Raw genomic sequence first — 11,957 nt, forward strand, 5'->3', positions numbered from 1 at the left:
GGTCTTACCCGCCGCCACGGTGTTCTCCCCCTAGAGACTCTTCTACTGCGGCGCCGGGGTGGCTTCGGCCTTGACGACGTCGATGACGAAGTAGAGCGTGCTGTTGGCCGGGATCCCCGGCGTGCCGCCCTGGCCCGGCTTCTCCTCTGCACCGTAGCCCAGCTCCGGCGGGATCTGCAGCAGAACACGGCTGCCGACCTTGACGCCCTCCAGGCCGTTGGTCCAGCCCGCGACCACCTGGTTGAGGGCGAACGGCACGGCCTCCTTGCTGAAGCTCTCGTCGAAGGGCTTCTTCGCGCCGTAGGTCATGCCGAGGTAGTTGGCGGTGACCGTCTGGTCGGTGGTGATCTCCTCGCCGTCGCCCTCGGTGACGATGGCCCGCTTGAGCCCGTCGTCGGCCTTCGGCTTGGCGATGCCGGTGAAGTCGAACCCGGTCGGCTTGCCGTTCTTCTCGACGACCTTCGGGAACTCGGAGGCGTCGACGTCCTCCGGCGTCTTGTCGGCGGCAGGCTTCACCACGTCGACGACGACCAGCAGCGTGTCGTGGTTGCCGATGCCCATCTGCGGGTTGCCGCCCTCGCCGAGCAGATCGGCCGAGCCGACGATGGCCTCGATCCTGTCGCCGACCTTGGCGTCCTTCAGGATCGTGCTCCACGGCTTCTCCGCCGGGAGCTCCTCACCCTCGGGCGCCTGGCTCTCGTAGGCCCACTCCTTGTCCAGGGTGGTGGCGTTGCCGATGTAGATCTTGGCGAACACGCCGCGACCCTCCGGGATCTCCTCACCCTTGCCCTCGGTCAGCGTCTTGACCTTGGGGTCCTTGGGGTAGGCGATCGCGGACTCCCACTTCAGCGTGGGCGCCTTGTCGACCGAGGCCGAGACCGTGGCGCCGTCGAAGCCGGAGACGGTCTCGTCGCCGTACCCCGTCTTCTCCTCGCCGCCGCAGGCGACCAGAGCCGGGATGAGCAGGGTGACGGCCAGCGCGCTCAGCGCGTGGCGCAGACGAGGCCGAGGAGCAGTGGGCACAGTGCAAACCTTCGTGACGTGAAATAGAGATAGACGACAGCGGAGCACACCATATCCGCCCGGTGGTTACCCCGCAGCGAAGCCACCCCGGCAGAGGTGTCACATGCCGTCGATCAGCCGCTGGACGCGCTCGTCGTACGCCTTGAGCGGGTCCTTGCACAGCACGGTGCGCTGGGCCTGGTCGTTGAGCTTGAGGTGGACCCAGTCGACGGTGAAGTCGCGGCGGCGCTCCTGCGCCTTCTTGATGAACTCGCCGCGGAGCCGCGCACGGGTGGTCTGCGGCGGCACCGACTTGGCCTCGAAGATCTTCAGGTCGGTGGTCGCCCGCTTGACCGCGCCCTTCTTCTCCAGCAGGTAGTAGAGGCCGCGGTTGCGGTGGATGTCGTGGTAGGCGAGGTCGAGCTGAGCGACGCGCGCGTGGCCAAGCGGAAGGCCGTGCTTGGCGCGGTAGCGGTCGATCAGCTTCCACTTGATCACCCAGTCGATCTCGCGGTCGACCAGCGAGAGGTCGTCGGACTCGATCGCCTTCAGGCCGCGCTCCCACAGGTCGAGGGCGGCGATCATGGTCGGGTCGGTGATCTCCCGGCGGTCGACGAACTCGCGCGCCTTGGAGAGGTATTCGTTCTGGATGTCCAGGGCGCTGGCCTCGCGGCCGTTGGCCAGCCGCACCTTGCGGCGGCCGGTGAGGTCGTGGGCGATCTCGCGGATGGCGCGGATCGGGTTCTCCATCGTCATGTCCCGCATGACGACGCCCTCCTCGATCATCCGCAGCACCAGGTGGCAGCTCGCGATCTTGAGCATCGTGGTGGTCTCGGACATGTTCGAGTCACCGACGATGACGTGCAGGCGCCGGTACTTCTCGGCGTCCGCGTGCGGCTCGTCGCGGGTGTTGATGATCGGCCGGGACCTGGTTGTCGCCGACGACACGCCCTCCCAGATGTGCTCGGCACGCTGGGAGACCGCGAACCCGGCACCCCGCGGGGTGTGGGTGACCTTGCCGGCGCCGACGATCAGCTGGCGGGTGACCAGGAACGGGATGAGCACGTCGGCGAGCTTGGAGAACTCCCCGGCGCGGCTGACCATGTAGTTCTCGTGGCAGCCGTAGGAGTTGCCGGCCGAGTCGGTGTTGTTCTTGAACAGGTAGATGTCGCCGGCGATGCCCTCGTCGTGCAGCCGCTGCTCGGCGTCGAGGAGCAGGCCCTCCAGGATCCGCTCCCCCGCCTTGTCGTGGGTGACGACCGAGACCACGTCGTCGCACTCGGGCGTGGCGTACTCGGGGTGGGAGCCGACGTCGAGGTAGAGCCTCGCGCCGTTCCTGAGGAACACGTTCGAGCTGCGGCCCCAGCTCACGACCTTGCGGAAGAGATAGCGGGCCACCTCGTCCGGGCTCAGCCGCCGCTGGCCGCGGAACGTGCAGGTCACGCCGTACTCGTTCTCGATGCCGAAGATGCGCCTGTCCATACCTGAAACCCTAGACCGTCGACGGTCACTCCGGAGGCGTTCAGAGGTACGACACGGCGGGGCGCGCCGTCCACCGGCACGCCCCGCCGCGAGCCGGCGCCGGAAGGGTCGAATCTCACATCGCTCACAAAGCCGGCGACGAGGACGGCCAGCCCTAGGATTGCGGCTCGTGCCCTCACCGCCGTCTTCGTCCTCCGCCGGCAACCAGCCGGGCGTCCTCGCTGCGCTGCGTTCGCCGCGGCTGCTGCGTACGGAGGTACTGGCGGGTCTCGTCGTCGCACTCGCGCTGATCCCCGAGGCGATCTCGTTCTCGATCATCGCCGGGGTCGACCCACGGGTCGGGCTGTTCGCCTCGTTCACGATGGCGGTGGCCATCTCCTTCCTCGGCGGGAGGCCGGCGATGATCTCGGCGGCCACCGGCGCGGTCGCGCTGGTGATCGCGCCGGTGATGCGGGACCACGGCTATGACTACCTGATCGCGACGGTGCTCCTGGGCGGCCTGATCCAGATCGGGCTGGCGCTGGCCGGGGTGGCCCGGCTTATGCGCTTCCTCCCCCGCTCGGTGATGGTCGGCTTCGTCAACGCGCTCGCGATCCTCGTCCTCGAGGCGCAGATCGTCCACATGGTCGACGTGCCCTGGGCGGTCTACCCGATGATCGCCGTCGGCATCGCCGTCATCGTCGGATTCCCGCGGATCAACAAGGTGATCCCGGCCCCGTTGGTAGCGATCGTCGCGCTCACCGCCTTCACCGTCATCGGCGCGGTCGACGTGCCGAACGTCGGCGACCAGGGCAAGCTGCCCGACAGCCTGCCGACCTGGTTCCTCCCCGACGTACCTCTCACCCTCGACACCCTTCAGATCATCGCCCCTTACGCCCTCGGCATGGCGCTGGTCGGCCTGCTCGAGTCGCTGCTGACCGCCAAGCTCGTCGACGACATCACCGACACCCACTCCGACAAGACGCGCGAGGCCGGCGCCCAGGGTCTGGCGAACCTGATCACCGGCTTCTTCGGCGGCATGGGCGGCTGCGCGGTGGTCGGTCAGACGATGATCAATGTGAAGGTCTCCGGCGCCCGTACGCGCCTGTCCACCTTCCTCGCCGGCGTCTTCCTGCTCATCCTGGTCGTCGGCTTCGGCGACACCGTGGCGCTGATCCCGATGGCCGCCTTGGTCGCGGTGATGATCATGGTCTCGGTCAGCGCCTTCGACTGGCACTCGGTCCGGCCCGCCACCCTGCGGCGGATGCCGCTCTCGGAGACGGTGGTGATGCTCACGACCGTTGCGGTCACCGTCGCGACCCGCAACCTCGCGATCGGCGTCATCGTCGGGGTCCTGGTGGCGATGACCCTCTTCGCGCGCCGCGTCGCCCATCTGACCCACACGCACCGGGAGCTCGTCGAGGACGCCGACGGCAGCATGAGGGCCGTCTACCGGGTCACCGGCGAGCTCTTCTTCGCCTCCAGCAACGACCTCTACACCCAGTTCGAGTACGCCGACGACCCCGACGAGATCGTCATCGACCTCTCCGACTCCCACATCTGGGACGCTTCAACGGTCGCGACGCTCGACGCGATCACCCACAAGTACGAGGCCAAGAACAAGTCCGTACGCATCGTCGGCCTGAACCCGTCCAGCGCCGATCGGCACGAGCGGCTGACCGGTCAGCTCAGCGGTCGCTGACCTCGGCACTCGAATTCGTGCCGCGCACCATGTAGAGATCGGCGCGCCGGCCTCGTTCCCTCGTCGAAGGCACCCGCCACAACGACGAGCACAGTACGAGGATGGCAGTCATGACACACCTGTTGAAGTTCGACCACATCGGCATCACCGTCGCCGACATCGACCTGGTCACGGATTTCTTCGTCGGCCTGGGCCTGGAGATCGAGGGACGTACGTTCGTCGAGGGCGAGTTCATCGACACCGTCTGCGGGATCCCCGGGGCACGCTGCGAGGTCGTGATGCTGCGCCCTCCGGGCGGCGACACCACTCTCGAGCTCGCCCGGTTCGTACGTCCCGACGATGTGCCCGGCACGCCCGAGGCGATGGCCAACATGCTGGGTCTGCGCAACGTCTGCTTCCAGGTCGACGACCTCGACGCGGTCCTCGCGGAGCTGGCGAAGGACGGCTACGGGTTGGTCGGCGGGGTCGGCGTCTACGAGGACATCGTGCGGATGGCGTACGTCCGCGGACCCGAAGGCATCGTCGTCTCACTCTCGGATCAGATCGGCTGACGCCTGGAAATGCGACGTGGGAGTGCTGAGGCCACACCAGGTGACCGCAGCACTCCCACGTCTCTGGACTCAGTCGAGCGGCGGGGCGATCGGCGGCTCGCCGTCGTCGTCGGCCGGCGGGGCCAACGGCGCGTCGCTGACCGGCTTCTCCGCCGGCTTGTCGGCGGGCGGCTCGACGGCGGCCGGCTCGGCCGGCTCGACCACCGGGGTCGCGACGGCAGCGCCGAGGATCTCGAGCAGCGTCGCCGGTCGGATCCTGCGGAACTTGCGCGGCTGGGTGCGGTTGCGGTCGAGGACCGCGACCTCGAGGTCCTTGGCGGCGATCTCGCGGTCGTCGGTGTCGGTGTGACCGAGCGCGGCGACCGCCAGCTTGATGGCGTCCTCGAGCGAGGCACCCTCGGTGTAACGCTCCTTGAGATATCCACCCACAGCCTCGGCGGCACCACCGATGGCGGCGAAGCCGTGCTCGTCGACGACCTGGCCGTCGTAGGTGAGCCGGTAGAGCTGGTCGTCCTCGGCGGAGTCACCGATCTCACCGACGAAGAGCTCGACCTCGTAGGGCTTCTCCCCACCCGAGGAGAAGATCGTGCCGAGGGTCTGGGCGTAGGCGTTGGCCAGGCCACGGCCGGTGACGTCGCGCCGGTCGTAGGCATAGCCGCGCATGTCGGCCAGCCGCACCCCGGCGATACGGAGGTTCTCGAACTCGTTGTAGCGCCCGACCGCCGCGAAGGCGATCCGGTCGTAGATCTCGCTCACCTTGTGCAGCGCCGCCGAAGGGTTCTCGGAGGCGAACACGATGCCGTCGGCGTACTGCAGCGAGACCAGCGCCCGCCCCCGGGAGATGCCCTTGCGCGCGAAGTCCGCGCGGTCGCGCATCAGCTGCTCAGGGGAGACATAAAAAGGAGTGCTCATCGGCCACCCTCCAGCTCGGCGATGGGACCGTCGGGCCGCTGCAGCCTGCCGGTGATGACGGCCTCGGCAACCGCCGCGACGTCGGCGTCGGGCAGCGTGCGCCCACCGTCGGCGGTGATCACGTGGACCAGCGGGAACAGCTTGCGGGACAGGTCAGGGCCACCGGTGGCCGAGTCGTCGTCGGCCGCGTCGTAGAGCGCCTGGACCAGAACCGCGACCAGCGTGGCCTCGTCGAGGTCGGGTCGGTAGAGCTTCTTGAGGGCACCCTTGGCGAACAGCGAGCCCGAGCCGACGCCGGAGTATCCGGTCTGCTCGTAGCGGCCGCCGGTCGGGTCGTACCCATAGATCCTTCCTTCGCCGGCCTCGGGGTCGAACCCGACGAAGAGCGGCACCACGACCAGGCCCTGCATCGCCATCGGGAGGTTGCCCCGGACGAGGGCGGAGAGCCGGCTGGCCTTGCCCTCGATCGAGAGCGTGGTGCCCTCGATCTTCTCGTAGTGCTCCAGCTCGGTCTGGAAGAGCTTGACCAGCTCGACCGCGAGCCCCGCGGAGCCGGCGATGCCGACCGCGGAGTATTCGTCGGACGGGAAGACCTTGCGCATGTCGCGCTCGGCGATCAGGTTGCCCTGGGTCGCCCGCCGGTCACCGGCGATGATCACGCCACCGGGGAAGGTGGCCGCGACGATCGTGGTGCCGTGCGGGGCGATGTCGCTCAGATTGCCCGGAACGGCGTCGCGTCGCGGGAGCAGCTCTGGGGACTGGGCCGTCAGAAAATCGGCAAAGGACGAGGTGCCCGGCGTCATGTAGGCAGCCGGGATACGGGATTCGGACATTCCTTACTGCCCGCCCTTCTGGATGAAGGACTTCACGAAGTCCTCGGCGTTGGTCTCCAGGACGTCGTCGATCTCGTCCAGGATGTCGTCGACGTCGGAGTCAAGCGCTTCCTTGCGCTCATTCACATCGGTCTCGGGCGCGGTCTCGACGGACTCCTCCGTCTCGGAGGACTTCTTCGGCTGCTTCTGCTCCTGTGCCATGTCTTCAACCTATCCACTAGCACCGACAAACCTGAGGAAACAATGCCCGATTTCGCTACGGGAGGAAGCAGAAGTCGAACGTTGGGCCGAGATGTGGCACGAGTCGCAATCGACGCTCAGGAACCGGTCAGCCGGTTGAACAGGTCGACGGCGGTCTCGGAGGAGTCGAGCAGGCCACCCACGTGCTTCTTGGTGCCCCGTAGCGGGTCGATGGTCGGCACCCGCTGCAGCGACTCGCGCCCGGGCAGGTCGAAGATGACCGAGTCCCAGCTGGCCGCGGCGACGTTCTCGGAGTACTTCTCCAGGCAGCGGCCGCGGAAGTAGGCCCTGGTGTCGGTCGGCGGCTCGTGCATCGCCTTCTCCACCAGGTCGTCGGTCAGCAGACGCTGGATCCGCCCGGCGCGGACGAGGCGCTGGTAGAGGCCCTTCTCGGGGCGGATGTCGGCGTACTGCAGGTCGATCAGGTGGAGCTTTGGGTCGTCCCACTCCAGACCGTCACGGTCGCGGTAGCCGAGGAGCAGCTTGTACTTGGCCACCCAGTCGAGCTCGGTGGCGCACTCCATCGGGTCGCGCTCGAGGCGGTCGAGCACCGACTCCCAGCGCTCCAGGACGTCCTTGGTCTGATAGTCGGCGTCGGAGCCGTAGCGCTCCTCGACGAACTTCTTGGCCAGGTCCAGATACTCCATCTGCAGCTGGACACCGGTCAGCTTGCGACCGTCCTTGAGCGTGATCAGCGTCTTCAGCGACGGGTCGTGGGAGACCGCGCGCAGCGCCGAGACCGGGCCGTCGACGCTGAGATCGCGGGTGATGTAGCCGTCCTCGATCATGGCGAGCACCAGCGACGTACTCCCGAGCTTGAGGTACGTGGAGATCTCGGCGAGATTGGCGTCGCCGAGGATCACGTGGAGGCGGCGGTACTTCTCCGGGTCGGCGTGGGGCTCGTCGCGGGTGTTGATGATCGGCCGCTTGAGTGTGGTCTCCAGCCCGACCTCGACCTCGAAGAAGTCGGCGCGCTGAGAGATCTGGAAGCCGTGCTTGGGGCGCTCCTGGCCGATCCCGACCCGCCCGGCGCCGGCGAAGACCTGCCGGGAGACGAAGAACGGGGTCAGGTGCTTGACGATGTCGGCGAACGCGGTCGAGCGGCGCATGAGGAAGTTCTCGTGCGCACCGTAGGAGACACCCTTGTTGTCGGTGTTGTTCTTGTAGAGGTGGATCTGCGGGTTGCCCGGCAGCCGCGCGGCAGCGCGGGAGGCGTCGAGCATCACCTGCTCACCGGCCTTGTCCCAGCGCACCGCGTCCAGCGGGTTGGTCACCTCGGGGCAGGAGAACTCCGGGTGGGCGTGGTCGACGTAGAGCCGGGCGCCGTTGGTGAGGATGACGTTGGCCAGCCCGAGATCCTCGTCGGTGAGCTGGCTGGGATCGGCCACCTGCCGCGACATGTCGAAGCCGCGCGCGTCGCGCAGCGGCGACTCCTCCTCGAAGTCCCAGCGCGCTCTCCTCGCCTTCAATGTCGAGGATGCGTACGCATTGACGACCTGGCTCGAGGCCACCATCGGGTTGGCCTGGGGCTGTCCGGCCACGGAAATTCCGTATTCGACCTCCGTGCCCATCACCCGTCGTACGCTCATGCCTGCAAGGCTACCGGCCACGTGCACGAAGGCACGTGAGCATCCATACGCCACGCTGAGGTTTGCCCGAGGTTGTTCGGCTGGGCGGCACCAGGAGGAGACCGCTAGTGAAACGCGATGTCCGGGGGTATGTCGTCGGCGGAAGCGGGTCATGGTGAGGTTGGGCCATGGGAACTCCTGAGATCCGGCGGGCAACCGCCGACGACCTCGACGACATCTTCTCGATCTGCCTGCTCACCGGGGCATCGGGCGAGGACGCCACCGAGTTCTACGACGACCCCCGACTGCTGGGGAACATCTACGCCGCTCCCTACATCGTGCTGCGTCTCGGGCTCGGGTTCGTGGCGGTCGACTCCGAGGGCGTGGTGGGCTACGTCGTCGGCACCCCGTTCACCCGCGCCTTCGAGAAGGAGTGCGAGGAGGACTGGTGGCCCGCGCTCCGCGTCGTCAACCCCGATCCGGGGCCCGATCACGACCGGAACGACTGGAACGCCCGGCTCCGCTCCCAGATCCACCGCCCGCCGCGGATGCTGGGCGAGATCCTCAGCGAGTTCCCGGCACACCTGCACATCAACCTGCTCCCCCGCGCCCAGGGCCAGGGCGTCGGCAAGGAGCTGATCGGGATGATGCTCGGCGCCTTCCACGTCGCCGGCGTACGCGGCGCGCACCTCGGCGTCGCTGCCGGCAACACCCGCGCGATCGGGTTCTACCGGCGCATCGGCTTCACGACGCTCGTCGAGGGCGAGGATTCGATGCTGCTCGGTGTCCAATGGACCGGAGAGATGGAAGAGTGAGCTCTCATGGGACTCTGGGAAGCGCGGGTGGTGCCACACATCGTGGACCGCACCTGCGGGATCGAGCAGCTCGAGCCGCTGCGCCAGCAGGCCTGTGACGGTCTCCGCGGCCAGGTCGTCGAGATCGGCTTCGGCAGCGGGAGCAACATCGGCCTCTATCCACCCGCGGTCACCGAGATCATCGCCGTGGAACCGTCCGACGTCGCCTGGAAGCTCTCGGCCACGCGTCGTTCGGGCTCATCGGTCCCGGTGAGCCGCGTCGGCCTCGACGGCGCCCGGCTCCCGCTCGCCGACGCCTCGGTCGACACGGGGCTGGTGACCTTCTCCCTGTGCACCATTCCCGACGTCACCGGCGCCCTGGCCGAGCTTCGCCGCGTCCTGCGCCCCGGCGGCACCATCGGCTTCGCCGAGCACGGCCTCTCCCCCGACCCCGGCGTCGCCCGCTGGCAGCACCGCCTCGACGGCCTCCAGCAGCGCCTCTTCGGCGGCTGCCACCTCACCCGCGACATCCCGCGGCTCGTCGAGGCCGCCGGCTTCACCCTCGACCGCCTGGAGCAGTCCTACCTCCCCGGGCCGTCGCTCTCGCGGCCGTGGGGGTATCTCTCGGTCGGGCGCGCGGTTCCTTCGTAAAGGCGCGCTCAGCGCTGTCAGCGTTTCCGCGTACGCAGCGCGTGGGCGACGTTGACGCCGACGAGGCCGACCCAGGAGATCACCAGGGCACCGAGGTTGTCGGTGACGCCGAGGGTGATGCTGATCGGGATGCCGGCGACGGCCGACCCGGCGCCCAGGACGAACTGGAAGACCGAGGTGCGCGACTCGTTGCGCTCGGCGAGGGTGCGGGCGGCGGAAGTGGCGCCGACCCGCTCTTGGACGGTCTTCTCGATGCGGTCGGCGAAGCCGGCTACCAGCTCTGCGTCGAACGCATCGCCCAGCTCATGGCGGGTCTCCAGCCCTGCCTCGATGTCCTTGCGCGCCATCTCGTCTGCCACGTCGATCAACCTTAGGGGATCAGATGCCGGGGTCGATGTCCCCGACGTTGTGCTGAATATTGGTTCGCTCGGTTCGGCCGGACAGCGCCGCGATCAGCGCCACGACAGTTACCACCACGACGACTATGACGAGTGCCACTACTCCGGCAACGATCAGCAACCACGCTGCCATCTGGCTCCCCCATTCTCACCGGCGCGCGAACGCTCAAACACTAGCCCGCGAGCCGTCCACCCGCAGCCGAATAGACTCCGCTACCGGCTTCAAACGACCACGACGAGCTTCCCGCTGGCCGTCCCGTCCTCCATCCGCTGATGAGCCTCACGGATCGTGTCCAGGTCGTACGTCGTGTCGATCGGCACCACTGCACGACCGGCGGCCACATCATCGAGGAATCCCTGAAGCACGTCGACCGGGAGATCGTCGGCCTCACCCGCGTAGGCGGTGAGCCGAACACCTGTGGGGAGATAGTCGATCGGGTAGAACTCCTCGACGGTCCACACGTTCGAGAGCATCCCGGTGAAACAGACCGTGCCGTGGACGCGGGTGGACCGTAGCGTGTCGGGGAGCGTCGGCGTACCGATCAGCTCGATCGCGCCGTCGACCCCTTCAGGAAGCAGCCGCCGCACCTGGGGCGCGACGTCGCCGTCGTCGACGAGCACGTCATCGACCCCGATCGCCTCGAGCGCTTCGGCCTTGGCCGCGCTCCGAGTCGTGGCGAGAACGCGAAGACCCTTCCGCTTGGCGAGCACCGCCGCCGCCATTCCGACCGACGAGGTGCCGCCTCGGATGAGAAGGCTCTGACCAGGCTCGATGTCGACTCCGACGGTCAGGGAGCCGTACGCCGTCTGCAGCATCTCCGGCACGGCCCCCAACGTCGCCCAGTCGAGGTCGGAGCGGAACGGGATGACCTGTGCCGCGGGAACGCAGGTGTATTCGGCGTAGCCACCGTCGAACGTACGTCCCATCCCACCCATCATCGTCATCACCTGCTGCCCGGGCTCGAACTCGCCGCTCGGCGCAAGATCCACGACGCCGGTGGCTTCGATGCCCAGCACACGCGGGTACGTCACCGAGTCCCCGGCGAGCCCCAGTCGGGTGTGCAGCTCCGAGCGGTTGAGCCCGAACGCCTTGACCCGGATCCGCACCCAGCCCGGTTCAGGCTCCGGAAGCGGCAGGTTCTGGACCTGCAGGGCCTCCACCGGTCCGGGCGCCTCCAGCACAACAGCTCGCATGGTCTCGCTCGAGTTCACGAGTCGATCTCCTCTCTGATCCAGGCCCTCTCGGCGGCACTGGTGGCACGAGCGGTCAGCAGGAGACCGCGTCGGTAGGGGTCGGCGACCTCTTCGGCCCGAACCGGACGGTCGCCGTCGTAGAAGAAGCTCGCCGGCGTCTCCAGGAACTCCAGTCGTCGGCGAAGGACCGCGTGCTGGTCGGAACGGTGTGGCAGCAGCGACAGGAAGGTGAGCACGACGAAGAACCGGCTCGCGTCGGTGATGTCGTGGCCGTCGGCGGTGCGAATCGCTTCGAGCAGGTGAGCCCGCCCTGCATCGATCAGAGTGAGCGTGTGCCGACCGGCCCGGCCGCGCCCCGGCTCGGACTTCTTGACCACATAGCCGTTGCGTTCGAGTCGGTCGGTCGCGGGATAGAGCGTGCCGTCGCTGATGCGGCGGGTGTGGCCGTACAGCTGCTCGATCTTCCGGCGCAGCTCGTAGCCGTGCTGAGGTCCTTCGGCCAAGAAGCCGAGGACCATGACGTCGATGATGCTCACGCCAGAACCGTACCTCGATTCGAGGTATTGTCCTAGCGTTCCCGGCTTGGGAATCAGCACCTTGGCGGCGCTTCCATGGCAGCAGACGACAATCGGCCCGCCACCCTTTTCGCAG

General features: G+C 67.9%; 14 protein-coding genes. 4 read left to right on the forward strand and 10 right to left on the reverse strand.

The genetic code is table 11. The features are described from left to right. Positions 1-42 precede the first annotated feature (42 nt). Both ABZY89_RS04245 and pafA read right to left on the reverse strand, forming a co-directional pair. Positions 43-1,023, reverse strand: coding sequence for an FKBP-type peptidyl-prolyl cis-trans isomerase (locus tag ABZY89_RS04245; protein WP_355224895.1), 981 nt, complete (start codon positions 1,021-1,023; stop codon positions 43-45). Between the two features lie 99 nt (positions 1,024-1,122). Next, positions 1,123-2,484, reverse strand: coding sequence for a Pup--protein ligase (gene pafA, locus ABZY89_RS04250; protein WP_350658726.1), 1,362 nt, complete (start codon positions 2,482-2,484; stop codon positions 1,123-1,125). Between the two features lie 169 nt (positions 2,485-2,653). Between pafA and ABZY89_RS04255 the strand changes: the two genes are divergently transcribed. Both ABZY89_RS04255 and ABZY89_RS04260 read left to right on the forward strand, forming a co-directional pair. After that, positions 2,654-4,165 carry a SulP family inorganic anion transporter gene (locus ABZY89_RS04255; RefSeq protein WP_355224898.1) on the forward strand — a complete coding sequence of 504 codons (1,512 nt, stop codon included), beginning with the start codon at positions 2,654-2,656 and terminating at the stop codon, positions 4,163-4,165. Positions 4,166-4,275: 110 nt separating this feature from the next. Beyond that, the gene (locus ABZY89_RS04260) at positions 4,276-4,716 is read left to right on the forward strand and encodes a VOC family protein (protein WP_355224900.1); all 441 of its coding nucleotides are present in this window, start codon (positions 4,276-4,278) and stop codon (positions 4,714-4,716) included. A 69-nt stretch (positions 4,717-4,785) separates the two neighbouring features. Here the strand turns inward: ABZY89_RS04260 and prcA are convergent, their stop codons facing one another. The 4 genes from prcA to dop all read right to left on the reverse strand — a co-directional run bounded on the left by prcA (position 4,786) and on the right by dop (position 8,290). Then, entirely contained in the window at positions 4,786-5,628 is an 843-nt protein-coding gene (gene prcA, locus ABZY89_RS04265) for a proteasome subunit alpha (RefSeq protein ID WP_355224902.1), read from the reverse strand. Beyond that, entirely contained in the window at positions 5,625-6,461 is an 837-nt protein-coding gene (gene prcB, locus ABZY89_RS04270) for a proteasome subunit beta (RefSeq protein WP_355224903.1), read from the reverse strand. The genes prcA and prcB overlap by 4 nt, the downstream gene beginning before the upstream one ends. A gap of 3 nt (positions 6,462-6,464) precedes the next feature. Beyond that, on the reverse strand, positions 6,465-6,662 hold the full coding sequence (locus ABZY89_RS04275; RefSeq protein WP_008356645.1) for a ubiquitin-like protein Pup: 198 nt from the start codon (positions 6,660-6,662) through the stop codon (positions 6,465-6,467). Between the two features lie 116 nt (positions 6,663-6,778). After that, the gene (gene dop, locus ABZY89_RS04280) at positions 6,779-8,290 is read right to left on the reverse strand and encodes a depupylase/deamidase Dop (protein WP_355021332.1); all 1,512 of its coding nucleotides are present in this window, start codon (positions 8,288-8,290) and stop codon (positions 6,779-6,781) included. Between the two features lie 167 nt (positions 8,291-8,457). Between dop and ABZY89_RS04285 the strand changes: the two genes are divergently transcribed. Together ABZY89_RS04285 and ABZY89_RS04290 are read left to right on the forward strand one after the other, a co-directional pair. Then, positions 8,458-9,084 (forward strand): GNAT family N-acetyltransferase, encoded by a 627-nt coding sequence (locus tag ABZY89_RS04285; protein ID WP_355021331.1) that lies wholly within the window; start codon positions 8,458-8,460, stop codon positions 9,082-9,084. Positions 9,085-9,090: 6 nt separating this feature from the next. Next, complete coding sequence (locus tag ABZY89_RS04290; RefSeq protein ID WP_355224905.1) at positions 9,091-9,714, forward strand: class I SAM-dependent methyltransferase; 624 nt, start codon at positions 9,091-9,093, stop codon at positions 9,712-9,714. Positions 9,715-9,731: 17 nt separating this feature from the next. Here the strand turns inward: ABZY89_RS04290 and ABZY89_RS04295 are convergent, their stop codons facing one another. The 4 genes from ABZY89_RS04295 to ABZY89_RS04310 form a co-directional block, all read right to left on the reverse strand. Beyond that, positions 9,732-10,073 (reverse strand): hypothetical protein, encoded by a 342-nt coding sequence (locus ABZY89_RS04295; protein ID WP_355224906.1) that lies wholly within the window; start codon positions 10,071-10,073, stop codon positions 9,732-9,734. Positions 10,074-10,092: 19 nt separating this feature from the next. Further along, a complete protein-coding gene (locus tag ABZY89_RS04300) occupies positions 10,093-10,245 on the reverse strand; it encodes a hypothetical protein (protein WP_355224908.1) in 153 nt (50 codons plus the stop codon). Positions 10,246-10,334: 89 nt separating this feature from the next. Beyond that, positions 10,335-11,324: a zinc-binding dehydrogenase gene (locus tag ABZY89_RS04305; protein ID WP_355224910.1), complete on the reverse strand. Its 990-nt coding sequence runs from the start codon at positions 11,322-11,324 to the stop codon at positions 10,335-10,337. After that, positions 11,321-11,842, reverse strand: a complete 522-nt coding sequence (locus tag ABZY89_RS04310; RefSeq protein ID WP_355224912.1) for a PadR family transcriptional regulator — start codon at positions 11,840-11,842, stop codon at positions 11,321-11,323. The genes ABZY89_RS04305 and ABZY89_RS04310 overlap by 4 nt, the downstream gene beginning before the upstream one ends. Positions 11,843-11,957: the final 115 nt, after the last annotated feature.

It is taken from the genome of Nocardioides sp. NPDC006303 (assembly GCF_040613175.1).
Classification (GTDB): Bacteria; Actinomycetota; Actinomycetes; order Propionibacteriales; family Nocardioidaceae; genus Nocardioides.